The sequence below is a fragment of the Pantoea sp. Z09 genome, assembly GCF_022394795.1.
Lineage (GTDB): Bacteria > Pseudomonadota > Gammaproteobacteria > Enterobacterales > Enterobacteriaceae > Pantoea > Pantoea latae.
In genome coordinates, this window is the sequence record NZ_CP092373.1 from 3,561,160 (window position 1) to 3,587,207 (window position 26,048).

Here is a 26,048-nt window from a genome sequence, read left to right on the forward strand (position 1 = left end):
GCGCGGCGTACGGCTTACTCTTCTTTCTCGATCAACAGCGCTTCCAGCAGGTCGAGATCGCGCAGCAGCCGCTGCATGCTCTCATCGGAAATCTGCTGGGTCGCGCGCAGGTGATAGACCTCGGCGCGCTCGGCGCGCAGCGCGGTAAGGCGGAAGCGGCGCTCGAGGTTCTCAGCGAACAGCGCCTGCTCCAGGTCGCTCTTGCCGTCGGCGCGGCGGCGCAGGTTGCCGATCACGCGCAGGCTGACCTCTTTCAGCAGCTCGGGATCGATGTTCTCTTCACTGCTGTTCTCCAGCCGCTCTTCCATTTTATGCAGGCTTTCGATCGCCACACTCGCCATTACCGCGCGGGCGTTTTGCAGCTCGCGGCGGTGTCCGGCTTTATCGATGCCGTCGACGCCGCGCAGCAGCAGCGGCAGGATCACCACGCCCACCAGCAGCGAAAACAGGATCACGCCGGTGGCGATAAACACCAGCTCATAGCGCGCCGGGAACGGCTCGCCGCTGCTCAGAAACAGCGGGATCGAGAGCACGCCCGCGAGGGTGATTGCGCCGCGTACCCCGGCGAACGTGGCGATCAGCAGCTCGCGCAGCGAGTAATTGGCGAACTCCATCGGCTTCTTCTTCAGCACGCGCTTGCTGAGGCGCTGCATGATCCAGAGCCAGCCGAAACGCACCACCATCAGCGCGCCGTAGACCAGGATAATGTCGCTACACAGCATCCACAGCTCGACGTTGGGATCGGCGGTGGCCGTGTCAATCGAGGTGCCGATAATGTCCGGCAGCTGCAGGCCGAGCATCAGGAACACCATGCCGTTGAACACGAACTCCAGCATCTGCCAGACGCTGTTGGCGCGCAGACGCATCGCCAGCGGCGCCTGACGGATAATGCCGGAGCGGGTAATGGTCATGCCCGCCGCGACCGCCGCCAGGATGCCGGAGACGCCGAGATGTTCGGCGATCAGATAGGAGGCGAACGGCAGCAGCAGCAGCAGCACGGTCTGCGTCGCCGGATCGTCGCCGCTCCAGCGGCTCAGCAGACGCAGCGATTTGCCGTAGAGCCAGCAGACCGCGACGCCCGCAATCAGGCCGCCAATCGCCACCTTAAGAAACTCGACGCTGGCGCCGCCCCAGGTGAACACCATGGTGCCCATCGCGACCGCGACGGCGAACTTCAGCGACACCAGGCCGGAGGCGTCGTTCATCAGCGCCTCGCCCTGCACGATCGACATGATTTTTTTCGGGATGCGTCCCTCGCCGACAATGCCGGAGAGCGCCACGGCGTCGGTAGGCGACAGCACGGCCGCCAGCGCAAAGGCGGGGATCAGCGGGATGCCCGGCACCGTCCAGTAGATCAGATAGCCGATGCCGACCACGGTAATCAGCACCAGTACCAGCGCCAGGCCGATGATCTCCCGGCCATGATGCAGGAACTCGCTGATCGGCGTTTTCCAGCCGTCGGCAAACAGCAGCGGCGGAATAAACAGCACCAGGAAGAGTTCGGGATCGAAGTCGACATGCAGGCCAAACGTCGGCCAGGCGAGCAGCGCCCCGGCGAGGATCTGCACCAGCGGCAGCGGGATCTGGAACGGCAAGATGCGCGCGGCCACCCCGGAGAGCGACACCACCAGCGTCATAATGAGAATAGTGAAGAAGATTTCCATGCTTTCCTTAGGCGAATCGTAACGTCAGAAAAAATGTTGTAAGCGCTAAAGTGTAAAGCAAAGTGCGCAGGGAATAACAAGGCACGCGTGCGGCGATGCGAAATTTTAGGAGAAAGTAACGGGCGAGACGCCGCTCGCCCGCTTTTTGCGTCAGATTGCCCAGCCGCCGGCGTAAAAAATCACCAGCGCCACAGCGATGACAACGGTGCCGACGTTGAGCCTGCGCCATTCCCCGGCAAACAGGCGGCCCACCACCAGCGTGGCGAAGCCCAGCATGATGCCGGTCACGATATTGCAGGTCAGCACGATAAACACTGCGGTCAGCAGGCCGGACATCGCGTCGACGAAGTCGCCGAAGTCGATTTTCGCCACGTTGCTGAGCATCAGCAGGCCGACATACATCAGCGCCGGCGCGGTGGCGTAGGCAGGCACCAGATAGGCCAGCGGCGACATAAACAGGATCGCCAGGAACAGCAGGCCCACCACAATCGCCGTCAGGCCGGTTTTGCCGCCCGCCGCCGTGCCGGCCGCGGATTCGATATAGACCGCCGCCGGCGAGGCGCCGACCAGACCGGCAAACAGGCTGCTGACGGAATCGGTGGTCAGCGCGCGGCCGCCGTTGATGATCTGGCCTTTTTCATCCAGCAGATTCGCCTGCCCCGCCACCGCACGGATGGTGCCGGTGGCGTCAAACACCGCCGTCATCACCAGCGCCAGTACGCTCGGCAGCACCGCCGGCTGCAGCGCGCCCATGATGTCGAGGCTGAACAGCAGCGACTGGCCCTGGCTGTCGCGCAGGCTTGGCAAAGCGAACAGCCCCTGAAACTTCACCGCCGGATCGAAGATCAGCCCGAGCACGGAAATGGCGATAATGGTGAGCAGAATGCCGCCCGGCACCCGGCGCTTCTCCAGCCCAAAGATCGCCGCCAGCCCCAACAGCGACATCATCACCGGAAACGAGGTGAAGTGTCCCAGCGCCACCGGCATGCCGGGCGCGGGGTTCTTCACCACCAGCCCGATGCCGTCCGCGGCGATCAGCAGCAGAAACAGGCCGATGCCGACGCCGGTGCCGTGCGCCACGCCCATCGGCAGGTTGCGCAAAATCCAGGCGCGGATGCCGGTAACGGAGATAAAGGTAAACAGCAGCCCCATCAGGAATACCGCGCCGAGCGCCACCGGCACGCTGATATGCTGGCCGAGCACCAGGCTAAAAGCGGTAAAGGCGGTGAGGGAGATGGCGCAGCCGATGGCCATCGGCAGGTTAGCCCACAGCCCCATAACGATGGAGCCGACGCTGGCGACCAGGCAGGTGGCGACAAACACCGCCGTCGGCGAGAAGCCCGCCTTGCCCAGCATGCCGGGCACCACGATCACCGAGTAGACCATCGCCAGGAAGGTGGTCAGTCCCGCCAGAATTTCCTGCCGGACGCTGCTGCCGCGTGCAGAAACAGAGAACCAGGCGTCCAGCTTGCCAGCGGACGAGCGTGATTCGTATGACATAGTTGAGCCTCAAGAATTTTTTGTTGTGTAAAACGCCCTGCGTCGCTGCCTGCAAAATCCCTGGTTATCGACCCGGCGCAATGGCGCACCAGACGGCAGGCAAACGTTTACTTCGCGGCGGATAGCTGTCCGCGATGCGGCCAGTTAAAAGGCAGGGGATTATCCGGCGTTTGGCAGCAGATTTTCAACTGCTTCCTTGCCTTAATTCAGGATAAAGAGGAGTGCGCGCGGCGCTTCCTGAAGAGTTGTGCGGCGGCACTGGCTGGCCGCCGCGACGTTACCTGCTGATGCGGCTCGCTTTATTATGCCGATCAGCCGCCTGGCAGCACCTCGCCGCCCTGCTGAATAGCGCGCTGCCAGGCGGCGCGCTGCTGAACGGTGTTGAGCCACGCCGCCGTGGCGGGCATATCCGCCAGCCCGCCGCGTGCCTGCAACGCCAGCAGCGGAAAGCTCATCTGAATATCGGCGATGCTGAAGCGTTTGCCGGCGAACCAGGGCTGCGCGGCCAGATGGCGCTCAATCATCTGGCGATGCGGCACCAGCTGCTTATCGAGCCAGGCCTTCTGCATGCCTTTGCCCAGCGCCGCGCCCGCCGGCCGCAGCAGCCAGGGCACCGGCGCCTTGCCGAGCCGACCAAAGACCAGCTTCATCACCAGCAGCGGCATCAGCGAGCCTTCAGCGTAGTGCAGCCAGTAGTTCGCCTGCAGGCGCGCCACGTCGTCGGCGGGCTTCAGCCGGTGTTCACTGTCATATTTGCCTTCCAGATAGGAGAGGATGGCGCCAGACTCGGCGACGACCTGGTTTTCATCGGTGATCACCGGCGACTTACCCAGCGGGTGCACCTTTTTCAACGCTTCTGGCGCCAGCATCGACGCTTCGCGCTGATAGCGTTTGATCTGATAAGGCACCTCCAGCTCTTCCAGTAGCCACAGCACGCGGTGCGAGCGCGACTGCTCAAGATGGTGAACAGTAATCATGTCGACTCCCTTTGATGAACCTCAGGCAAGTATAGCGCGCGCGCTTTAGCGCGGCGCATCGCCCTTCTCATCCTGTTCGGGGTCGAGCAGCACCGCGCCGGAGCCCTGCTGCGCCAGCCGGTCGCCGGGGTTGCGCAGCGGACAGTCACGCATCGATAAACAGCCGCAGCCGATACAGCCGTCGAGATCGTTGCGCAGGCGCGTCAGGGTTTCGATGCGTTTATCCAGCTCCTCGCGCCAGTGCTGCGTCAGGGCGTCCCACTCCTGGCTCGACATTCGCTTGTTGGCGGGAATATGCATCAGGCTGTCGCTAACCGTGGCGAGTGGTATGCCGATGCGCTGGGCGATTTTGATAATGGCGACGCGCCGCAGCACGTCGCGGCTATAGCGCCGCTGGTTGCCGCCGTTGCGCGTGCTGGAGATCAGCCCTTTGCTTTCGTAGAAATGCAGCGCGGAGACCGCCACGCCGCTGCGGCGCGCGACTTCGCCCGGCGTCAAAACCGGTTTTGGGTAGTTGCGATCTTTTTTCATCTGGACCTTTACCTCAAGTTAACTTGAGGAATTATACTCGCCTGCGTTAAATAACGAATCCCTCAGGACTAAAGGACGAGATTATGATGCAAGAAGAGATCATTCACTCCCTGACAGACTGGATCGATCACAATCTGGATAAGGCCCTTTCCATCGATGAAGTGGCGGCGAAGTCAGGTTATTCAAAATGGCACCTGCAGCGTATGTTCCGTACCGTGACGAAACAGACGCTGGGTGGCTATATTCGCGAACGTCGCCTGACGCTGGCGGCGGAAGCGCTGCGCCAGACGCAGCGTCCGGTGTTTGATATCGCGATGCAGTATGGCTATGACTCGCAGCAGACCTTCTCTCGCGTGTTCCGCCGTCAGTTTTCCCAGACCCCGACCGCCTATCGCCATTTTATGCGCCGTCAGGCGATCCAGCGTCCGCGGCTGGTCAGCTTCGACTGTAGCGAACCTGCGGCCAGTTTTACCCAGCGCACCACCGGCGAATGCTGCCCGGTACGCTAATTTTCCGGCGCCCTCAACGGGCGCACCTCCCTCTTTCCCGCCCGACTTGCTGCTTTACCTGCCTCTGCATCGATAAAAATTTCTCTACCATACCAGGTACAAATTTTGTTCATAAATTCAAATCCAGTGATATAATGTGACCCAGCTCACACATTCCACCCTATTTGTCGATGGACAGCCTTTCCCTGACCAGGCTTTCCGTCGCCGGTGATGTCCAGTAACTGTCAGGGATAATCACTTAGATTCAGAGGTTTAAGTCGATGGCGACCATAACTACCAGCTTAATTGTCATGCGTTGGGAGCTGCTCAGCGCAATCATGATGTTTTTTGCCAGCACCCTTAAAATTAAATTCCGCCAGAGCAGCCATCACGTGATGGCGTTTATGTGCGGCGGCATCGGTCTGGGGATGACCTGCTGGTTTGTCACGGGGCTGTTGGGCATCACGCTGAGTATGGAAAACCTGCATCAGTTTATGCTGATCACCAAAGATACCTTTATCCAGGTGATGAGCCAGACGCCGCCCGACTGGCCGATGCCCTAATCGTTCGCCAATAAAAAACCCCGCATAGCGTAATGCTTGTCAGTTAAGATTGTATTCAGGTAAGGCCGCTGTTTTTTAAAACGGCGGCCTTTGTTTTGTGCGCGTGCTGGTGCGTGCCACCTCACCTCCTCTGCTGCCGGGCCGTCCTCGCGCCGCTTCGCGGTGCCTTCGGCTGCAACGTCGTGCCGACCGGACCGTTCGGGTACGGCCATCCAGGCCTACCCGAACTGCCTGTCGCATCCCTGCGACCGGCTCCGGGCACAACGTCTCCGCCTCAGCGCTGCGAATAGCCCTCTACAGCAGAGGAGGCGCGGTGCCCTCAGACAGGGTGCCCTTTGAAACGCTGCCGTCCTTTTCCAGCCACGCGCACGGAAGCTGGCCAGCAGGCTGGTGCCGCTCAGGGGCGGGCATTTCGCAGCGCTGAACAGAGTGAGTCTGCCAGGAAAGCCCGCAGGGATGCGGGCGAAAGGTGGGGCTGGAACAGGGATGTTCCATCCCCACCGGTCCGTCAGGCAGACGAATGGCGTGAAGGAACCGCATCAGCGGCGCGAGGACCGCCCGTCCCTGAGCGGCCCCAGACTGCATTATCACCACATGCTTAACTGACAAGCATTACCGCATAGCGGGGTTTTTTATTACAGACGATTTACGTAGCTCAAAAGTGGCAGGCATGGCCCGAAGAGCAAAGCGTCCCGCGCCAGGGGCAAAAATGCCGGGAGCGTTTTTGAACAACGCGCAGCGTTGGCCCAATAACGGGCGCACCTCAGGGATGAGGTGCGTACCGGCGCGGGCTGAGCGAGCATGGATGCATTAAGCGACTTTGCGATCGGGCCATGCCTGCCGCGCTGGCACATTGCAGACAGCCAATAAAAAACCCCGCATAGCGGGGTTTTTTATTTTGCTGTGTGACTCAAACTTTCTTCAACAGCGCAGGAATATTAACGTCCTGCACCGAAACGCCCGGTCTCTGCGTGCCGCGGCGATCCTGAATCCACATATCTCCCATCATCTGGTTAAGCCCGCGATCCAGCCCGGTCACCAGACCTGCGCCCGGCGTAAAGGTCAGCTCGCCAAAATAGATACGGCCTTCATGGATATACCAGTCAACGCGCACGTAGTCGAAATCGCTGGCCAGCTTCTTGCTCAGATCGAGCGCGTGCTGCAGCGACTCGGCAATCTTCGTCACATCCAGCCCGGTATCACGGATCTTGTGGAAGGCTTCGGCCAGGTTGTTGACGTAGAAGTTCATCGACAGCTGCGGCTGACAGCGGTTGTAGATCACCTGCAGCACATATTCAAAGCGGCCATCGCGCTTGTTGAACATATGAAACTTGTAGTCGATCGGAGCGGTTTTGCCGTCGCCGATATACTGTTCAACCAGAATGCGCGGCTTGATATAGCGGTAGTGGATCTCACGCGCCTCGTTGGCGAAGTCGGTCTTCAGCCACTTATAGCAGCTGTTGATAATCTGCTGCTTACGCAACGCGTCCGGCTCCTCCAGCAGGATCTCCACCATGTTGGAGGCGTGATTCGGCTTGATCACCGTGCCCTTCCAGCAGGGCAGGCTATTCAGCGTTGCCGGATCGGTGGACTCATGCACCAGCGGTATCAGGTACTCGTTGCCGATTTTCTCCGCGATATAGTCGCGCACCGAATATTTGTCAGAGAGGCGGCCATAGATCTGATAGTCGCCGTAGACAAATTTGCGGTACAGCACCTTCTCGTTGAACACCTTGGGCTGGCGCAGATTGGGCAATTTTCTGAACTTGTGGAAGTAGTAAATGCGGTCCTGGTACGCCCAGGGCATCTTCTTAATGAAGTACTGCACACTTCTTCTGAGTTCATCTTTCAACTTAAACATATCTGACCTCATTTGTAGGTTTTGTAGTTGAGTGAGGAAACCTGAATTCTTTGAATGACGCCGTTTTTGAAGAAGTAATTCATTACGGTGAGGGACAAGAGTTCCGACACAAAGACGCTCCATGCAGCGCCCATAATGCCGTAGCCCTGGATCAGCCACCACGAAAGCGGCAGGCTGATGACCATCAGGCAGACGATTTTCTTCAACAGATAGTTGAAACCGCCCTCTTTCACCATGTAGCGATAGGCTACGGTCCCCATGGCGGAGAAACAGGTGGCCATCGACAGCAACGTAATGAGACTTCCTGACTGTGTGTATTCTGACCCGTACAAAGCGATAATAATTTTCTCGCCGAACAGCGCGATGACCAGCAGCATCATCAGTGAAACTCCCATGACATAGCCATTGAGCCGCGCTGCCAGCTTAATGGCCACTTCGCCGCGTTCCCTGAAGATCTCAGTGAAGCAAGAAGTGATGAGCGCCACGGGGATAAAAATCCACGAAGCCGCAATGGTGTTGGCCGCCGCAAACAGCCCAAGATCGCTGGCCGAGGCGATACCGGCTAAAAACATCTGCGCGGCTTTAACCTGCACCGAAATAAAAATGCTGGAGATGGCCAGCGGCAGGCCGGCGTACATCAGGTAGCGCAGATAGGCGCTGCGTTTCTCCTGCGGCGGAGCAATATCCTGAGTTTCGCGGTAAAAGTTGTATCGCTTGATGACGTAGGGCACCAGGGTCACCGCCACGATCGACAGCGTCAGCCAGGCCGGATTGAGGCGCAGCCAGGCGATGGTAAAGCTGATAGCGAAGCTCAGCAGCATGCCGAGCGAATTCGCCACGGTGTTGAGCCGGGAGGCAAGACGCGCATTGTTGTAAACGCTGAAGGTATCCTGCGTCACGAACACCGAGGCGACGAACGACGCCAGCGTGAACGCCAGAAAATTCTCCGGCATGGTGAACCATACCCAGGCCAGCACCGGCGCCGCGGTAAGCAGCAGCAGGATCATGCGCAGGGTGCGCGCCACGCTCATCAGACGCAGCCCTTTCGGCGCGCTTTTGCTGATCCGCTTAAACAAGATGGTTTCGGTCCCGAAGATGGCAACGGTCTGGACCATAGAAAATAAAGAGGTAGAAAACGCCATCTGGCCAAAAACGGTTGGCCCGAAAGATTTCGCCACGTAGGAGGTCACAAATATGACGCCAAAAACCGAGACGATCTTCTCAGACATCATCCAGGCGGCATTAGACATTACGCTTAATTTCATTGACTCATCCTTTGCATTACTTACTTCAACCGCTTCGGTACAACATCCCTGTAACGAATTAACAAGCGCTCAGTGGGCCTGGCGTTATTTAAAGATTTCAAACCAGGCTGGTCCGAAAAATGAGAATCAGAACACGATTCGGTGAATATTTTCAGGATAATTCTGATTAAATTTGGCTCAGAAAGGCGAATTTGGAATCGATTTCACCCGGAAATCACCACTCTTTCGCAAGCCATTTCCCTGCGAATTTAGCAAGCACGTTATGCTAAATATCAAATGTACGTAGAAATTTTTCGTATTTGGGATGGGAAGAATCTATAACAAAAAACCCGAGCCAGGAAGGTGCGCCCATCCGATAAGAATAAAATAAGATTTATCCCATGATGATATTTATTCCAAATATCTTAATTTAACCCACGCAATTCTAATCGCGCACTTTAATACTGCATTAATACTTTATTTACAGTGCCAGATATTAATACAGTACATCTCATCCATTAATCGATAAGAAAGGTAAGAGCATTTATGAGAAAGTCACGATATAGCGAAGAGCAAATCACAAATGCCATTAAAGCTTCTGAATCAGGGGTTAAAGTCAGGGAGATTTGTGACGAGCTAGGGATCTCTGAGGCAACCTTCTACAGCTGGAAGAAGAAATTCTCCGGCCTCTCTTCTGAAGAGGGAAGGAAAATCAAGGAGTTGGAAGACAAACTACAAACACTTACCCGTGAGCTGCAAACGCTCAACTCAGACAAGGAGATGCTGCAAAGCGTACTGAAGAACTTTTTCACCACTAATGAGAAGCGTCAGGCGGTCAACTTTCTGCAGAGCACGTTCGACATCGGCACGCGCCGCAGCTGCCGCCTGCTCGATATTAGCCGTAGCGTTTATCACTACCCGTCAGGCTCAGAAAACAGATAAAACCAATAATACAGCCGTAAACTGACTTAGCGCTGAGATTGTTCTTACCAGAAGAGATGATGACACTTTAAGATACCATTCGTGGCGTAACATTTCGTTCCATGCATAGCTGATGCGTTTGCAGGCAGAACGACTTTCGTTTTTTGCGGTAATATTGATAAGCACCAGCAAAAGTCTCGCAATTCTCGCTATTTCCCCTCTCGCCCAATCTCATTTCGATGAGATTGGTGCTTCTCATTTTACTTCACGTGCGTTAATGCACGGCGCTAAAGGCGCGGTTTTCCATTAAGCAGAGCTGAACAGCCGTGGTAAGAGAGGCGTCTTTTTATCCAGAATTGGATGGCACTAACTTTGCATCCAGCAAAGAATATCCAGACAATCAGCAATAAGCGAACCGGCAGAAAAAATGCCAGGATTTTTCCTGGAAGAAAGGTTTATCAACGCTTATCGCTTCTGATATTGGTGAGCGCACTTATATAAGATTAATCAGCATAAAGAACGCGCCCGCTAAAGTTTCATCAATTTCGTCATTGGGAATTATTCTTATTCATTGGGCGGTTTATGGAAAAAACGCTGGTTTATCAGACGGCGTTCTCAGGGCCAAACGTCAATAAAAACGCAGCGGTAGCTAATAAATATGCAGCAATCTGGCGAATTGATCGCCAGTTAAAGGGAAAAAAGCGGGTGAGAAAGGGGAATTAAAGGGCTCTGACGCGCCTGTTGCCGTCAGTCAGAGAGCAGAAACGCCGCGCCGCGGCGTAAAAAAATGAGATCGCGATCGCTATTTACGCTTTTATCTCCTGCCGCTTTAGCTGTAATAGCGCAAAAGAGCGGCAAAATCTGCCGCTCCGCTCTGCGTATTATTCTTAAAACGGTGTGAAATCAGGGGGTCAGCAATAATGAATGCGGCGCTGTCGGGGGAATTATCCCTCAACAGAGACGATCTGCGGCTCGGGTTTAATGCGCATCGCCCAGCAGACGCCGACGATCAGCGCGAGAATGCCCGCCAGCGTCAGCAGCGGCGGCCAGCTCTGCCGCCAGAGAAAGGTCCACAGTAGGCCGGACAAGGTTTCAAACACAATCAGCGGCCCCATAAATACCGTGGGCAGGCGCTGGCTGGCGGCGTTCCAGCAGAGCGTGCCGAGCCAGGAACAGAGCAGGCCAATCACCAGCATCAGCGGCAGAAACCGTTGTGGATGCGGGCCGAACGGCAGCGCGAAGCTCGGGTGCTGCCAGGCCAGCTGGGCGCTCACCAGCAGATACATGATTAACGCCAGCGGCAGCGTCACGATCCCCTGCGCCGTCGCCCAGGTGCCCGGCTTATGCTGCGGGTGGCTGCGCAGCCAGCGCGCGTTGCGCAGTGGATACCAGGTCCAGCAGGCCACCGCCAGCACCGCCAGCGCAATGCCGCTCAGATAGCGCGTGAGGTCCCATTCGCCGCCCTGCCCGCGCAGTTCGGCAATGTTGACGCAGACCAGTCCGATGGCGATCGCCAGCAGCGCAGGCGCCAGCCGACGCCAGGCGAGTCGACCCTCAAGGTGGCCGTAAAGGTGGTTGGCGGTGATCGCCATCACCACCGGCAGCGTGCCGATAATCATGGTGGAGACCGGCGCGCCGGTGCGCTGAATGGCGTTGGCGAGAAAGGTGTAATAGAGAAGGTTGCCCACCAGCGAAAGCTTCAGCGCTTCGCGCCAGTCGGCCGGTAGCAGCCGACGCAGGCGACGACGATCGTACCAGGCGAGCGGCAGCGCGATTAAACCAAAGGCGACATAGCGTCCGGCGGACTGCAGCGCGCCGGGATAGTCGGGCACCAGCAGCGGCCCGACGAAGATCAGTCCCCACATCAGCCCTGCGGCAAGGGCAAACAACACGCCAGCTAACATCGTCTCTTCCTTTATTAGAGTGAAGAAGGAAGTGTGGCGGAAAACGGGGGGAAAAATCTTGTAGCAGATTGCGGTTAGCGCGCGCCGCGTACCTGCTTCTGATAGCGCACCGGGGTAATGCCGTAGCGCTGAGCGAAGGCGCGGGTCAGATGCGCCTGATCGCTCAGACCGACGCTCGCCGCCACGCTGGCCGCCGGCAGGCCGCGCGCCAGCAGCAGCTTGGCCTGATAGAGCCGATACGCCATCAGCATCTGATGCGGCGTCACGTGATAGCGCGCGCGGAAGGCGCGCAGAAAATGCCAGGGCGAGAGAGCGGCCTGCGCCGCCAGCTCCTCCAGCCTGATCGGCTCGGCCAGGTTATCGCGCAGATAGTCGCGCACCCGATCGAAGCGGTGTCCGCCCTCTTCTTTTCCCTTCTCCGCCATACGCGCCAGCGGCCGCAGCTGCGCCAGCAACTCGCCCAGCAGGCTCTGCCGCGCCAGCGGGCTCTCTGCCTGCCACAGCGCCGACAGCGTCTGCGACAGCGGCAGCGCCAGGCGAACGTCGGTGCGCAGCGCCTCGCTGAACCACCAGCCGCGATCGCCGGTCAGCTGCGCCATATCGTCCGGCTGAATATAGATCATCTGGTAACGCCAGCCCTCTTCGCAGGCGGATTCGCCGGTGTGCAGCTCATCTGGGTTCATCATCACCAGCGAATGCCGCGGCGCGGTGTACTGCGCGCCGCGATAGCGGAAACGCTGCGCGCCCGACTCGATGGTGCCGATGCCAAACGCCTCATGGGTGTGCGGCTCAAAGGCGTAGCGGGAGATGTGCGCCTGATAAAGCTCAACGCCAGGCAGCTCGTCATGCTGACGGAACTGCGCGCGATCTTTTTCGCAGGGAAAGATAGCCGGAACGCCTTCCACCTCGATCTCCTCGTTAGCCAGACAGGCGTTCAGCATGCCAGCGACAGCGGGCGAATTGCAAAACAGTTTTGCCATTTCGCGGCAACGCGGCGACACTGAGGCGCACTGTTCCCAGGGAGAAAGCAGGATGAACCAGCGAGTTGTTATCGTGGTCGATATGCAAAACGGCGTTTTCGCCACGCCGCGTTTCGATCGCGCCGGTTGCACAGCGCGCATCAATCAGCTGATCGACGTCGCCGACATACCCCTCTTTATTACCCACCGCGAAGGCGAGATGCAGCCAGGCAGCGAGGCGTTCGCGCTGCTGCCGGAGCTGCGCCAGCCGGCGGGATCGCTCTACATGACCAAAACCGCCTGCGACAGCTTCTGGCAAACCGAGCTGGCCGCCACGCTAACGCAGCTTAACGTCAACAGCTTTGTGATTTGCGGCTGTGCGAGCGATTACTGCGTCGATACCACGGTGAAGGTTGGCGCGGGTCTGGGCTATCGTATTACCGTCGCCGCCGACGCGCACACCACGGCGGATCGCACTTACGCCAGTGCGCAGCAGCTGATAGGGCAACATAATGAGGTCTGGGCGGGCTTATCGCTGCCGGGGAATGTGCCGCAGGTCATCAGCACGGCGGAGATTTTAGCCGGCTGGGCCGGTTAGCCCTGGGTTAACAGACGAAAAAAAGGATCCCCGCAGGGATCCTGAAAGAACTTATTTGACGCTGGTGATGGTGCCTTTGTAGCCGGTGACAACCACATGGATTTTCTTGAACACGCCGTAGCTCTGCGTGGTGATTTCGTAACGCGGCGCGACGATCAGATCGGCACCAGAGGCCTTAACGGCATTGTAGGCGGCAGCAGATTTAACCGAGGCGGAAGCGTCGGCGAAAGAGAGCGCCCCGCCGGTGCCATACTCCACACCGTCAGCGTAGTGATCGCCCTCGCCCCACTTGATCAGACCGAACAGCACGTTAGCGGTGGCCTGGCCGCTGATTTTCTCGCCTACGGTGATATTGGCTTTTACGGAAGACTCAACCGTCCCGACCAGTGCAGAGGTCGGCTGGCTGGTATTATAAGAAGAACAACCGGTCAGTAACGCAAAGAGACCAGCCACGGCTACAAGTTTATATTTATTTGTCATCAGTTAACTCTTTCATCTATTAGGTGGGTATAACCGGGCGGGATTATGCCGTTATTGCGCCACGCTTTTTTGATAAATATCACTTTTTAGGTGAGATAAAAAATAATCCATATCAAATGGGAATAGCTTTGTTTTTTATTGTCAAATTAAAATGGATGTTATTAACGTGAAGCAGGAAAAAACAAATAACAGGTTATCACCCTTATATTTTTACCGCTAATAATAACAGAGAGATTAAATAAAAAATCAGCAGACAAAAGTTATATATAATTCATTTAAAATCAATATGTTACATTAATTAACCAGAGTGTGCCCTGTACTCAATAGCGTCGCACTGTCGCTAATCTCCAGCACGAACGTGCTCTGGAGAATGATTATGCTTTGACGTTATCTGGAAAAAACAGGAAACGTATTTAAGGCGGGTAGTTATTTATTCACCAGCACGCCTTAGCGCTTATCCAGATAATTACCGGCGCAGAGGAGGCTATTTCAGGGCTTAGAGAAACCTGTTCAAAAGAGAACGCCGGGAGCAGAAGCATCACGCTTATTTTAACCGCACGTTTATGACGAAAGATATTTTATTTAATCTTTTTTTAGAAAAGATTAAATAAAAGAGAGGAGAAGTTGCTAATAATCGGGTTAGCGAAAGCGCAGCGCGCGTTAATCAGGACAAAAAAAAGCCCCGTCTGAACGGGGCCTGAGATCGCTGAGCGCTGGGGCAACAATCAGAAGGGGATATCGTCGTCGAAATCCATCGGCGGTTCGTTGTTGTTGCTTGCTGGCGCGCTCTGCGGCTGCGGACGCGACTGCGCGCCGCCGCTGAACTGGTTTCCGCCCTGCGGCTGCTGCGGCTGGCCCCAGCCGTTGTTGTTGTTGCCGCCGCTCTGACCGCCGCCCATCGGCGCGCCGCCTGCGCTGGCGCCGCCCTGCTGACGGCCGCCCAGCATCTGCATGGTGCCGCCGACGTTCACCACCACTTCGGTGGTGTAGCGATCCTGACCGCCCTGATCCTGCCATTTGCGCGTGCGCAGCTGGCCTTCGATATAGACCTGAGAACCTTTACGCAGATACTCGCCGGCCACTTCCGCCAGCTTGCCGAACAGCACCACGCGGTGCCACTCGGTGATCTCTTTGTTTTCACCGGTCTGCTTGTCACGCCAGCTTTCCGAGGTGGCCAGCGTAATGTTGGCAACCGCGCCACCATTCGGCATGTAGCGCACTTCCGGATCCTGACCCAGATTCCCGACAAGAATCACTTTATTTACGCCACGACTGGCCATGTTGCTCTCTCCCGATGAGTTAATGCTAAGAGTCTAAACGATCAATTCTACCACGTCCTGCTAAGCGATCCCACTTTCGAGCCGTCTCGCAGAAGCGCTCATTTTACACCCAAAAGGCAAAAAATACTGGATATTTAATCAGTCTATTTTTTGTGCCATAATATCGTGTTTACGCTAAATCGTGTCGCAAGGACACAGAGCGTGCTGCTTAATCCGGGAAAGGTGAATGGATAAGATCGAAGTTCGTGGTGCCCGCACCCATAATTTGAAAAACATCAACCTGATCATCCCTCGCGACAAACTCATAGTGGTCACCGGCCTGTCAGGCTCCGGCAAGTCCTCTCTGGCGTTTGATACGCTCTATGCGGAAGGTCAGCGCCGCTACGTAGAGTCGCTCTCTGCCTATGCGCGTCAGTTTCTCTCCCTGATGGAGAAGCCGGACGTCGACCATATCGAAGGTCTGTCGCCCGCAATCTCCATCGAGCAGAAGTCCACTTCACACAACCCACGCTCGACGGTCGGCACCATTACCGAGATCCACGACTATCTACGCCTGCTGTTTGCCCGCGTAGGCGAGCCGCGCTGTCCGGATCATGACGTGCCGCTGGCGGCGCAGACCGTCAGCCAGATGGTGGATAACGTGCTGGCGCAGGAAGAGGGCCGTCGCCTGATGCTGCTGGCGCCGGTGGTAAAAGATCGCAAGGGCGAGCATACCAAAACGCTGGAAAACCTGGCGGCGCAGGGCTACATCCGCGCGCGCATCGACGGCGAAGTGTGCGATCTCTCCGATCCGCCGAAGCTGGAACTGCAGAAGAAGCACACCATTGAGGTGGTAATCGATCGCTTCAAGGTGCGCGAGGATCTGGCGACGCGCCTCGCCGAGTCGTTTGAAACCACGCTGGAGCTGTCCGGCGGCACGGCGATCGTCGCCGATATGGACGACGCGAACGCGGAAGAGCTGCTCTTCTCCGCTAACTTCGCCTGCCCCATCTGCGGCTACAGCATGCGCGAGCTGGAGCCACGTCTCTTCTCGTTCAACAACCCGGCGGGCGCCTGCCCGACCTGCGACGGTCTGGGCGTACAGCAATATTTCGATCCCGACCGCGTGGTGCAGAACGGTGAGCTGTCGCTGGCCGGCGGCGCAATCCGCGGCTGGGACCGCCGTAACTTCTATTACTTTCAGATGCTGCGCTCGCTGGCAGAGCACCTCAAGTTCGATGTCGAAGCGCCGTTCAACACCCTGAGCGAGAAAGCGCAGCAGGTGATCCTGTACGGTTCCGGCAAAGAGAGCATTGAATTTAAGTACATCAACGATCGCGGCGATACCTCAGTGCGCCGCCATCCATTCGAAGGCGTGCTGCACAATATGGAGCGCCGCTATAAAGAGACGGAGTCCACCGCGGTACGCGAAGACCTGGCGAAGTTTATCAGCAACCGCGCCTGCGCCAGCTGTGAAGGCACCCGTCTGCGTCGCGAAGCGCGCCACGTCTTCGTCGAGAACACCAGTCTGCCGACCATCTCTGATATGAGCATCGGCCACGCGATGGACTTCTTCCGCAACCTGAAGCTGAGCGGCCAGCGCGCTAAAATCGCCGAGAAAGTGCTGAAAGAGATTGGCGATCGCCTGAGCTTCCTGGTAAACGTCGGCCTGAACTACCTGTCGATGTCGCGCTCCGCAGAGACGCTCTCCGGCGGCGAAGCGCAGCGTATCCGCCTGGCGAGCCAGATCGGCGCGGGCCTGGTGGGCGTGATGTACGTGCTGGACGAGCCCTCTATCGGCCTGCATCAGCGCGACAACGAGCGTCTGCTCAGCACCCTGATCCACCTGCGCGATCTCGGCAACACCGTGATTGTGGTGGAGCATGATGAAGACGCCATTCGCGCGGCGGACCACGTGATCGATATCGGCCCCGGCGCGGGCGTGCACGGCGGCCAGATTGTCGCTGAAGGCACGGTGCATGAAATCATGGCGGTGGAAGAGTCGCTGACCGGCCAGTTCCTTAGCGGCAAGCGTGAGATTGCGGTGCCGAAAGAGCGCGTGAAAGGCGATCCAGCGAAGACGCTGAAGCTGAGCGGCGCGCGCGGCAACAACCTGAAGGATGTTACGCTGACGCTGCCGGTCGGCCTGTTTACCTGTATCACCGGCGTCTCCGGCTCGGGTAAATCGACGCTGATCAACGATACGCTGTTCCCTATCGCCCAGCGCCACCTGAATGGCGCGACCACCGGCGAAGCGGCGCCCTATCGCGAGATCAACGGGCTTGAGCATTTCGACAAAGTGATCGATATCGACCAGAGCCCTATCGGCCGTACGCCGCGCTCTAACCCGGCGACCTACACCGGCATCTTTACTCCGGTGCGCGAGCTGTTCGCCGGCGTGCCGGAAGCGCGTTCGCGCGGCTACAATCCGGGCCGCTTCAGCTTCAACGTGCGCGGCGGCCGCTGCGAAGCCTGTCAGGGCGACGGCGTGCTGAAGGTAGAGATGCACTTCCTGCCTGATATCTACGTGCCGTGCGATCAGTGCAAAGGCAAGCGTTATAACCGCGAGACGCTGGAGATCAAATACAAAGGCAAGAGCATCCACGAAGTGCTGGAGATGACCATCGAAGAGGCGCGCGAGTTCTTCGACGCGGTGCCGGCGCTGGCGCGTAAACTGCAGACGCTGATAGACGTCGGACTCTCCTACATCCGCCTCGGCCAGTCGGCAACCACGCTCTCCGGCGGCGAGGCGCAGCGCGTTAAGCTGGCGCGCGAGCTGTCGAAGCGCGGCACCGGCCAGACGCTCTATATCCTCGATGAGCCGACCACCGGTCTGCACTTCGCCGATATCGCCCAGCTGCTGGAAGTGCTGCATCAGCTGCGCGATCAGGGTAATACCATCGTGGTGATTGAGCATAACCTTGACGTGGTCAAGACGGCCGACTGGATCGTCGATCTTGGCCCGGAAGGCGGCAGCGGCGGCGGCGAGATCCTCGTTGCCGGCACGCCGGAAACCGTGGCGGAGTGCGAGAAGTCGCATACCGCACGCTTCCTGAAGCCCTTGTTGAAAAAGTAAAACTACTCCAGGCCCGCACTGTGCGGGCCTTTTTTTTGCTGCTTATTCCGCGCGATAAAAACAGAATCAGGCAAGATTCATGCATGTATAGGCATAGCCGCGCTGGCGTTCTGTGACTATCCTTTTAAGCGTTCCTCACTGGCGCGCCCAACCGGCGTCGCTCTCTTAGCGCAGCGCACCTTGCGCCGCTCATCTTCTAAAAATCACGACACCCCGAACCTGGAGACACCATGAATATTACGCACGCCTACGCTGCTCAGGACGCGAAATCTAAGCTGGCGCCGTTCGATTACACCCCGCGCGCGCTGCGCGCGCACGATGTACAAATTGAAGTGTTGTTCTGCGGCGTTTGTCACTCTGACCTGCATCAGGCCCGCAACGAATGGAAAAACACCCTTTTTCCGGTCGTGCCGGGACATGAAATCGTTGGCCGCGTCACCGCCGTCGGCGATCGCGCCAGCAAATATAAAGTGGGCGATCTGGTGGGCGTCGGCTGTATGGTCGACTCCTGTCGCAGCTGCCCAAGCTGTCAGGAAGGGCTGGAGCAGTACTGCGAAGTCGGCTTCGTCGGCACCTACAACGGTCAGGATCGCGAAACCGGCGACGTTACCTACGGCGGCTACTCAACGGCCGTGGTGGTCGACGAAAACTTCGTGCTGCGCGTGCCGGAAAACCTCGATCTGGCGGGCGTCGCGCCGCTGCTGTGCGCCGGCATCACCACCTATTCGCCGCTGCGCCACTGGAACGTCGGTCCGGGCAAAAAAGTCGGCATCGTCGGCCTGGGCGGCCTGGGCCATATGGGCGTGAAAATCGCGCACGCCATGGGCGCGCATGTGGTGCTGTTCACCACATCACCGTCGAAAATCGAAGACGGCAAGCGCCTGGGCGCGGATGAAGTGGTGATCTCGAAAGATGCGGATCAGATGGCGCAGCACGCCAACAGCTTTGATTTCATCCTGAACACCGTGGCGGCGCAGCACGATCTCAACCCGTTTATCGCCCTGCTGAAACGCGACGGCAATATGACGCTGGTGGGCGCGCCAGAGCACGATCACCCGGCGCCGCAGGTGTTTAACCTGATCATGAAGCGTCGCAGCATCGCTGGTTCGCTGATCGGCGGCATCGCCGAAACGCAGGAGATGCTCGATTTCTGCGGCAAGCACGGCCTTACGTCCGATATCGAACTGATCGCGATGAACCAGATTAACGAAGCCTATGAGCGTATGCTGAAAAGCGACGTGAAATATCGTTTCGTTATTGATATTAATACGCTGCGCGACGAAGCAGCAGCGTAACACCCCTGACGCGCGGCGCAGTGCCGCGCGTTTCTGCTAGACGCCCGCCGCTCGGGTGGCGCCTGCCTGCTGATAAGAGGCATCCACCAGATAGTAAATTTGCGAATCTTTTAGCGATCCGTCCAGTAGCAGCGTGCTCCAGTGCGTCTTATTCAGATGCTCACTGGGAACCACATCGCTGTGCGCTTCGCGCAGCAGCTCCGCCAGCGCAGGCGTGGTTTTCAGCGACAGCGCCGGACGCCCGTTAACCTCATGCACCATGGCGAACAGCACCCCGCCGCTTTTGATCTGCGTCGCTTTCCAGTCGCTGTGGACGCTCTGCTCCGCGTCCGGCTTGCTCATACAGTAAGTCAGTAGATCTGACGTGTTCATGTCGACTCCCCTTGTAATGTGGCGACGATGCGTCGCGCGCCGCCGTGTATGCGATGTTCTCCTAACCAGATGCCCTGCCAGGTGCCCAGCATCAGCCTGCCGCGCTGAACCGGCAGCAGCAGCGAGACGCCGAGCAAGGAAGATTTGATATGCGCTGGCATATCGTCGCGCCCTTCATAGTCGTGCTGGTAAGGCGCCTGTTCCGGAACGGCGCGCATAAAATGGTTTTCCATATCGCTGCGCACCGTGGGATCGCAGTTTTCATTAAGCGTCAGCGACGCAGAGGTGTGCAGCAGCAGCAGGTGCAGCAGGCCGGTTTGCAGCTGCGCCAGCGCCGGGATCTGGCTGACAATCTCGTCGGTGACCAGATGAAAACCGCGCGATTTCTCACCGAGCGTGAGGGTATGTTGATGCCACATGCCTTGTTCCTGAGTTGGTTACACCGTTTAAGTGTGCAAGAAGTCGGGGAAAGGTAAACCTGAAGGCGAAAAAAAACCGTCAGCCTGGGCGGACGGTTTGTTTCTGGAACAAGGTAAAAACGCGGGTGAGTTCGCTTACATCACGGCGGCAAACGCCTGCGCTACCTGCTGTACATTATTGCTGTTAAGACCGGCGACGCAGATACGGCCGCTGCCGACCAGATAGATGCCGAACTCTTCGCGCAGGCGATCGACCTGCTGGGCGCTCAGGCCGGTATAGCTGAACATGCCGCGCTGCTTCAGCAGATAGTCGAAGTTTTTGCCCGGCAGCGCGGTGCTGAGCACGTCCACCAGCGTTTTACGCATGGCGATAATACGCAGGCGCATCGCTTCTACTTCCGCCAGCCAGTTCGCCTTCAGGGCGGCGTCGTTCAGCACGCGCGCCACCACCTGCGCGCCGAAGTTCGGCGGGCTGGAGTAGTTGCGGCGCACCGTTGCCTTCAGCTGGCCCAGCACGCGGCCCGCTTCGTCGGCGCTGTCGCAGACGATAGAGAGGCCGCCGACGCGCTCGCCATACAGCGAGAAAATCTTCGAGAAGGAGTTGCTGACCAGCGCCGGCAGGCCCGCGGCGGCGATAGCGCGGATAGCGTAGGCGTCCGCTTCCATGCCCGCGCCGAAGCCCTGATAGGCGATATCCAGGAACGGGATCAGCTCCTGCGCTTTCAGCACCTCGACGGTCTGGTCCCACTGCGCGTCAGTGAGATCGGCACCGGTTGGGTTATGACAGCAGGGATGCAGCAGCACGATGCTCCTCTTCGGCAGCGCGCTCAGCGCGGCGAGGAAGGCGTCGAATTTCACGCCGTTGGTTTCGGCGTCGTACCACGGATAGGTATTCACCTCGAAGCCGGCGCCGTTGAAAATCGCCACGTGGTTGTCCCAGGTCGGGTCGCTGACCCAGACGCCAGAATTCGGGAAGTAGCGCTTGAGGAAATCCGCGCCCACTTTCAGCGCGCCGGAGCCGCCCAGCGTCTGAATTGACGCAATGCGGTTCGCCTTCAGCATCGGATGTTCCGCGCCAAACAGCAGCGGCGCAATGGCGCTGCGGTAGGCGTTGAGGCCTTCCATCGGCAGATAGAGCGACGCCTGCTGCGGCTCGGCCTTGAGCTGCTCTTCTGCAGCGGCGACCGCCTGGAGCTGAGGAATGATGCCCTGCTCGTCGTAGTAAAGGCCGATGCTGAGATTGACTTTATGAGCGCGCGGGTCCTGTTTAAAGGTTTCCATCAGCGACAGAATCGGATCGCCGGCGTAGGCATCAACGTTTTGAAACACGGTGCAGATCTCCATGAGTGGTCGTAAAAAACAGAGGTGTATGCAGCATTAAACCATGTACCGTCCGGGACGATGGTTCATGGCGATAATCAGGTTAAGGATCACCGCGCCCGCCACCGATGCCAGCAGCATCGGCACGCTGACGACGAACAGCGACGCCAGCACGACGCAGGTGTCGACGGCCATTTGCAGTTTTCCGGCGCGCAGACCGGTGCGATCCTGCAGCCACAGCGCCAGAATATTGATTCCGCCCAGGCTCGCTTTATGACGAAACAACACTATAAACCCAATGCCCATGATCACGTTACCGAACAGTGTCGCATAAAAGGGATTGAGCGCGGAAAAGTGCACGAACAGCGGGTGAAGATGAGTGAAGAGCGAGACCAGCCCCACCGCGCAAAAGGTTTTCAGGGTAAATTCCCACCCCATGCGGCGCACCGCCAGCCAGTAAAACGGCAGGTTGATCAGGAAAAAGGCGCTGCCAAACGAGAGCGGCGACAGGTAGCTGATTAAAAAGGCGATGCCGGCGGTGCTGCCGGTCAGCGCGCCCGCCTGTTTCAGCATAATGACGCCGAAAGAGACCATCAGCGTGCCGAGCAGGATCGCCAGCGCGTCTTCAATGCGCGAATGGGGAATGCGGGTAGGTTCTACGACGTTATCCATCAGGTAATCTCATTGCAGTCAAAGGCAGAAAAGAGTGCCGGTTAAATGCAAAAAACGCACCATACCGTCAGCTTTGTGCCGCCTTCGGCAGGTGCCAGTGATTATCCAGTTGATAACTAAGGCGCTTTTATTGCGTATTTTTGCGCACGCCTTGCGGCAAAACCGTCAATTCATGCACAAATTCGGGAAATGGTGCGTACTTTTTGCATTGGATGGCCATCGGGCGCACCAAATAAGCGCATCATGCACTCTTTTGGCGCACTTTGTGCTCGGGCGACATCATCAGACCGTTCTCTTTCAGGCGGCCCAGCACCACCGAGGTTTTTACGTGGGAGACGCTTTGATGCCCCGCCACCAGCTGGCTGATCAGCGCGCTTAGCGAAGCGAGGTCCGCCACCGCCACCTTGAGCAGATAATCGGCGTCGCCGGTGGTTTTATAGGCGTCGACGATCGCCTCTTCCTGCTCCACCATGCGATGAAAGCTGTCGACATATTCAGCGGTGTGATTAATCAGCCGCACCTCAATCAGTCCCACCATGCCCAGGCCAATCGCATCCGGCGACAGACGCGCATGGTAGCCGAGGATTAAATTCGCCTGTTCGAGGTTGATGCGGCGACGCGAACATTGCGAGGCTGACAGGCCCACCAGGTCGCTCAGTTCCTGATTGGTTAAGCGGCCGTTGGATTGTAATAAGGTCAGTATTTTCAGGTCGTAATCATCTACGTGAGTCATGCTGCTTCCAGTGCGTAAACGTGCGCTGTGATACAGATAACCCGATTATCGGCGGGGTTGTCCAACACTATTTTCTGATGATGCGAGGCGGCATGCACAGATCGTGCATGCCGTGCGGCGAGCTTATTCGTCGTCGTAGGCCGGACCGGCGTAGTTATCAAAGCGCGACCACTGACCGTTAAAGGTCAGGCGCACCGTGCCGATTGGACCGTTACGCTGTTTACCCAGGATAATCTCGGCGATGCCTTTGAGATCGCTGTTTTCGTGGTAAACCTCATCGCGATAGATAAACATAATCAGGTCGGCATCCTGCTCGATAGAGCCTGACTCACGCAGATCGGAGTTGACCGGACGTTTATCGGCGCGCTGCTCCAGCGATCGGTTCAGCTGCGACAGCGCCACCACCGGCACGTTGAGCTCCTTCGCCAGCGCCTTCAGCGATCGCGAGATCTCGGCAATCTCCAGCGTACGGTTGTCGGAGAGCGCCGGCACGCGCATCAGCTGCAGGTAGTCGATCATGATCATGCTCAGGCCGCCGTTTTCGCGGAAGATGCGTCGCGCGCGCGAACGCACCTCGGTCGGCGTCAGGCCGGAAGAGTCGTCGATATACATATTCTTCTTCTCCAGCAGGATGCCCATGGTGCCGGAGATGCGCGCCCAGTCCTCGTCGTCGAGCTGGCCGGTACGAATGCGCGTCTGATCCACGCGCGACAGCGACGCCAGCATACGCATCATGATCTGCTCGCTGGGCATTTCGAGGCTGAAGATCAGCACCGGCTTGTCGTGCAGCATCGCGGCGTTTTCGCACAGGTTCATGGCGAAGGTGGTTTTACCCATCGACGGACGCGCCGCGACGATAATCAGATCCGAGGGCTGCAGACCGGCGGTCTTTTTATTCAGATCCTGATAGCCGGTATCGACGCCGGTGACGCCATCGTGCGGCGTCGACACCAGCGATTCGATGCGCGACACCGTGGCCTCCAGCACTTCCTGGATGTTCTTCGGCCCTTCGTCTTTGTTGGCGCGCGACTCGGCGATCTTGAATACGTTGGACTCGGCGAAGTCGAGCAGCTCGTCGCTGTTACGACCCTGAGGATCGTAGCCGGCGTCGGCGATCTGATTCGCCACCGAGATCATCTCGCGCACTACCGCGCGTTCACGCACGATATCCGCATAGGCGCCGATGTTCGCCGCGCTGGGGGTATTTTTTGCCAGCTCCGCCAGATAGGCGAATCCGCCCGCCATCTCCAGCTCGCCGCGCGTTTCCAGCGACTCCGACAGGGTGATGAGATCGATGGGCTGGCCCGCCTCCAGCAGACGCTGCATCTCGGAAAAGATCAGGCGGTGCGAGCGGTTGAAGAAGTCTTCCGCCACGACGCGCTCGGAGACGTTGTCCCAGCGCTCGTTATCCAGCATCAACCCACCCAGCACCGACTGCTCCGCTTCAATCGAGTGCGGCGGCATTTTGATACCTTCCAGCTGCCGGTCGGGCGTGTCGTTCGATTTGTTGGTGGGTTTATTTCCTGCCATAGTGAGTGCAATACCGATCTTCTGAGGGGACGCGCCAGTATACCTTATGGCGGCGCGCCTCTCACGCCTCATGTTGAACAATCACAGGAGTAAAAATGGCAAAGCGTATTCAGTTCACCGCGCCGGGCGGGCCTGAGGTATTGCAATGGGTAGACGTCGATCCTGCCGATCCTGCTGAACGCGAAGTGCAGGTTGAGAACCGCGCCATCGGCATTAACTATATCGATACCTACGTGCGCAGCGGGCTTTATCCGGTCGCCGCCCTGCCTTCGGGCCTCGGCACCGAGGCGGCGGGCGTGGTGAAGCGCGTCGGCAGCGCGGTGACGCGCTTTAAGCCGGGCGATCGCGTGGTCTACTGCCAGGCGGCGCTGGGCGCCTACAGCGAACTGCACAACGTGGCGGAGGATCGCCTGATGCTGCTGCCGGATGCCATCAGCTTCGAACAGGGCGCCGCCAGCTTTCTGAAGGGGCTGACCGTGCACTATCTGCTGCGCCAGACCTATCAGGTGAAGCCGGATGAGATTTTCCTGTTTCATGCGGCGGCGGGCGGCGTCGGCCTGATCGCCTGCCAGTGGGCGAAAGCGCTTGGCGCACACCTGATCGGCACCGTCGGCTCGGCGGAAAAAGCCGCGCTGGCGAAAGCGGCGGGCGCCTGGGCGACCATCAACTATCGCGAAGAGAATATCGCCGAGCGCGTCAGCCAGCTCACTGACGGCAAAAAAGTGGCGGTGGTGTACGATTCGGTGGGGAAAGATACCTGGGAAGCGTCGCTCGACTCGCTGCGTCGTCAGGGACTGATGGTGAGTTTTGGTAATGCTTCCGGGCCGGTGACCGGCATCGATTTAAGCGTGCTCAACCAGAAAGGCTCGCTGTTTGTCACTCGTCCCTCACTCTACGGCTATATCACCACGCGTGACGAGCTGGAGCACGCCAGCAACGATCTCTTCTCGCTGCTGGCCAGCGGCGCCATCAAGGTCGAGGTGCCGGAGCAGCAGAAATTCCCGTTAAAAGAGGCGGCGCGGGCGCATCAGACGCTGGAGAGCCGCAGCACCCAGGGCTCCAGCCTGCTTATTCCCTGATCTCTAAATGCAAGCGGGGCTTCCCGTAGGAAGCCCCTTTTCTTTTTATCGTTCGCGCTGGTGTAGGGACAGCGGCGATGAATGCTTGTCGACTCAACGACAATCATCCTGGCAGAAAACATAAGTAAAAAATATGTTTAATTGCAAAACCGGCATAAGCAGGTTGTTACTCTGTGATCGCACCCGCAATTAATAGCCGCGACGACGATCTAACCTGCTGATTTTGCGACGCAGCTTGCGTCGTGCCCGTTCACGATCGTCGCCGCAAAAGGCGCGATACACCCAGGCGGCCACCAGCGCCAGCACCAGCCACGGCAACAATTTGATTACAAAGGCGAACAGCCCGCCGACAAACATCAGCAGCGTCGCCACCACCAGCGCCGCCAGCACGCCGAGCAGCGAGACGCCGGTCACCAGCAGCATCAGAAAAAAGCCCAGAACGAATAAAATTTCCACGTTGCTACTCCTCTTGTTATTTCTACAGCGTTATTACAAGAAACGTGCCAGATTATAACCTGTTGAAAATAAATATAAAACGCCACTCGCTGCGCTTTGACAGTAGTGAAATTCACCGTTTTATGGCGTAAAAAAAACCAGCCCTGA

Annotated in this window: 25 protein-coding genes; 8 read left to right on the top strand and 17 right to left on the bottom strand. The window is 58.0% G+C overall.

Features of this window, described 5'->3' with window-relative positions; all coding sequences use genetic code 11:
- Positions 1–14: 14 nt before the first annotated feature.
- The 4 genes from MC269_RS17060 to soxR all read right to left on the bottom strand — a co-directional run bounded on the left by MC269_RS17060 (position 15) and on the right by soxR (position 4,672).
- Entirely contained in the window at positions 15–1,664 is a 1,650-nt protein-coding gene (locus MC269_RS17060) for a Na+/H+ antiporter (protein ID WP_081140660.1), read from the bottom strand.
- Positions 1,665–1,814: 150 nt separating this feature from the next.
- Positions 1,815–3,164: an NCS2 family permease gene (locus MC269_RS17065; protein WP_239953135.1), complete on the bottom strand. Its 1,350-nt coding sequence runs from the start codon at positions 3,162–3,164 to the stop codon at positions 1,815–1,817.
- Positions 3,165–3,475: 311 nt separating this feature from the next.
- Positions 3,476–4,141, bottom strand: coding sequence for a glutathione S-transferase family protein (locus MC269_RS17070; RefSeq protein WP_239953136.1), 666 nt, complete (start codon positions 4,139–4,141; stop codon positions 3,476–3,478).
- A gap of 45 nt (positions 4,142–4,186) precedes the next feature.
- Positions 4,187–4,672 (bottom strand): redox-sensitive transcriptional activator SoxR, encoded by a 486-nt coding sequence (gene soxR, locus MC269_RS17075; protein ID WP_239953137.1) that lies wholly within the window; start codon positions 4,670–4,672, stop codon positions 4,187–4,189.
- An 83-nt stretch (positions 4,673–4,755) separates the two neighbouring features.
- On the opposite strand from soxR, the gene soxS reads away from it, so the two are divergent.
- Together soxS and MC269_RS17085 are read left to right on the top strand one after the other, a co-directional pair.
- Positions 4,756–5,181 (top strand): superoxide response transcriptional regulator SoxS, encoded by a 426-nt coding sequence (gene soxS / locus MC269_RS17080; RefSeq protein ID WP_081140656.1) that lies wholly within the window; start codon positions 4,756–4,758, stop codon positions 5,179–5,181.
- Between the two features lie 260 nt (positions 5,182–5,441).
- Positions 5,442–5,723, top strand: coding sequence for a YjcB family protein (locus MC269_RS17085; RefSeq protein WP_081140655.1), 282 nt, complete (start codon positions 5,442–5,444; stop codon positions 5,721–5,723).
- A 910-nt stretch (positions 5,724–6,633) separates the two neighbouring features.
- Here MC269_RS17085 and MC269_RS17090 read toward each other — a convergent pair.
- Both MC269_RS17090 and MC269_RS17095 read right to left on the bottom strand, forming a co-directional pair.
- A complete protein-coding gene (locus MC269_RS17090; protein WP_081140654.1) occupies positions 6,634–7,584 on the bottom strand; it encodes an ATP-grasp fold amidoligase family protein in 951 nt (316 codons plus the stop codon).
- 8 nt (positions 7,585–7,592) lie between these two features.
- Positions 7,593–8,849: a polysaccharide biosynthesis C-terminal domain-containing protein gene (locus MC269_RS17095; RefSeq protein ID WP_081140653.1), complete on the bottom strand. Its 1,257-nt coding sequence runs from the start codon at positions 8,847–8,849 to the stop codon at positions 7,593–7,595.
- Positions 8,850–9,374: 525 nt separating this feature from the next.
- Between MC269_RS17095 and MC269_RS17100 the strand changes: the two genes are divergently transcribed.
- On the top strand, positions 9,375–9,770 hold the full coding sequence (locus MC269_RS17100) for a transposase (RefSeq protein ID WP_048781395.1): 396 nt from the start codon (positions 9,375–9,377) through the stop codon (positions 9,768–9,770).
- A 561-nt stretch (positions 9,771–10,331) separates the two neighbouring features.
- On the top strand, positions 10,332–10,472 hold the full coding sequence (locus MC269_RS17105; RefSeq protein WP_158083440.1) for a hypothetical protein: 141 nt from the start codon (positions 10,332–10,334) through the stop codon (positions 10,470–10,472).
- A 221-nt stretch (positions 10,473–10,693) separates the two neighbouring features.
- Here MC269_RS17105 and MC269_RS17110 read toward each other — a convergent pair whose 3' ends face one another.
- On the bottom strand, positions 10,694–11,653 hold the full coding sequence (locus MC269_RS17110) for a DMT family transporter (protein WP_239953138.1): 960 nt from the start codon (positions 11,651–11,653) through the stop codon (positions 10,694–10,696).
- Positions 11,654–11,727: 74 nt separating this feature from the next.
- Positions 11,728–12,558, bottom strand: coding sequence for an AraC family transcriptional regulator (locus MC269_RS17115; RefSeq protein ID WP_081140702.1), 831 nt, complete (start codon positions 12,556–12,558; stop codon positions 11,728–11,730).
- Positions 12,559–12,685: 127 nt separating this feature from the next.
- On the opposite strand from MC269_RS17115, the gene MC269_RS17120 reads away from it, so the two are divergent.
- The gene (locus MC269_RS17120; protein WP_239953139.1) at positions 12,686–13,210 is read left to right on the top strand and encodes an isochorismatase family protein; all 525 of its coding nucleotides are present in this window, start codon (positions 12,686–12,688) and stop codon (positions 13,208–13,210) included.
- A gap of 51 nt (positions 13,211–13,261) precedes the next feature.
- On the opposite strand, the gene MC269_RS17125 is transcribed toward MC269_RS17120, so the two are convergent.
- Positions 13,262–13,690 carry a hypothetical protein gene (locus MC269_RS17125; RefSeq protein WP_081140650.1) on the bottom strand — a complete coding sequence of 143 codons (429 nt, stop codon included), beginning with the start codon at positions 13,688–13,690 and terminating at the stop codon, positions 13,262–13,264.
- A 725-nt stretch (positions 13,691–14,415) separates the two neighbouring features.
- Positions 14,416–14,970, bottom strand: coding sequence for a single-stranded DNA-binding protein SSB1 (gene ssb1, locus MC269_RS17130; protein WP_081140649.1), 555 nt, complete (start codon positions 14,968–14,970; stop codon positions 14,416–14,418).
- 226 nt (positions 14,971–15,196) lie between these two features.
- Between ssb1 and uvrA the strand changes: the two genes are divergently transcribed.
- Both uvrA and MC269_RS17140 read left to right on the top strand, forming a co-directional pair.
- A complete protein-coding gene (gene uvrA / locus MC269_RS17135; RefSeq protein WP_081140648.1) occupies positions 15,197–18,025 on the top strand; it encodes an excinuclease ABC subunit UvrA in 2,829 nt (942 codons plus the stop codon).
- Between the two features lie 230 nt (positions 18,026–18,255).
- Entirely contained in the window at positions 18,256–19,320 is a 1,065-nt protein-coding gene (locus MC269_RS17140) for an NAD(P)-dependent alcohol dehydrogenase (protein WP_239953140.1), read from the top strand.
- 36 nt (positions 19,321–19,356) lie between these two features.
- On the opposite strand, the gene MC269_RS17145 is transcribed toward MC269_RS17140, so the two are convergent.
- From MC269_RS17145 to dnaB, 6 genes are all read right to left on the bottom strand, one after another.
- A complete protein-coding gene (locus tag MC269_RS17145; RefSeq protein WP_081140646.1) occupies positions 19,357–19,692 on the bottom strand; it encodes an MmcQ/YjbR family DNA-binding protein in 336 nt (111 codons plus the stop codon).
- The gene (locus MC269_RS17150) at positions 19,689–20,111 is read right to left on the bottom strand and encodes a secondary thiamine-phosphate synthase enzyme YjbQ (protein ID WP_239953141.1); all 423 of its coding nucleotides are present in this window, start codon (positions 20,109–20,111) and stop codon (positions 19,689–19,691) included. Before MC269_RS17150 ends, MC269_RS17145 begins: the two co-directional genes overlap by 4 nt.
- Before the next feature lie 135 nt (positions 20,112–20,246).
- Entirely contained in the window at positions 20,247–21,440 is a 1,194-nt protein-coding gene (locus tag MC269_RS17155) for an amino acid aminotransferase (protein ID WP_239953142.1), read from the bottom strand.
- 48 nt (positions 21,441–21,488) lie between these two features.
- Complete coding sequence (locus MC269_RS17160) at positions 21,489–22,103, bottom strand: YitT family protein (protein ID WP_081140643.1); 615 nt, start codon at positions 22,101–22,103, stop codon at positions 21,489–21,491.
- Positions 22,104–22,344: 241 nt separating this feature from the next.
- Positions 22,345–22,836: an Lrp/AsnC family transcriptional regulator gene (locus MC269_RS17165; protein ID WP_081140642.1), complete on the bottom strand. Its 492-nt coding sequence runs from the start codon at positions 22,834–22,836 to the stop codon at positions 22,345–22,347.
- A 123-nt stretch (positions 22,837–22,959) separates the two neighbouring features.
- Positions 22,960–24,366 carry a replicative DNA helicase gene (dnaB, locus tag MC269_RS17170; protein ID WP_081140641.1) on the bottom strand — a complete coding sequence of 469 codons (1,407 nt, stop codon included), beginning with the start codon at positions 24,364–24,366 and terminating at the stop codon, positions 22,960–22,962.
- A 95-nt stretch (positions 24,367–24,461) separates the two neighbouring features.
- On the opposite strand from dnaB, the gene MC269_RS17175 reads away from it, so the two are divergent.
- A complete protein-coding gene (locus MC269_RS17175; RefSeq protein WP_239953143.1) occupies positions 24,462–25,445 on the top strand; it encodes a quinone oxidoreductase in 984 nt (327 codons plus the stop codon).
- 189 nt (positions 25,446–25,634) lie between these two features.
- On the opposite strand, the gene pspG is transcribed toward MC269_RS17175, so the two are convergent.
- Positions 25,635–25,901: an envelope stress response protein PspG gene (gene pspG / locus MC269_RS17180; protein ID WP_239953144.1), complete on the bottom strand. Its 267-nt coding sequence runs from the start codon at positions 25,899–25,901 to the stop codon at positions 25,635–25,637.
- Positions 25,902–26,048 lie beyond the last annotated feature (147 nt).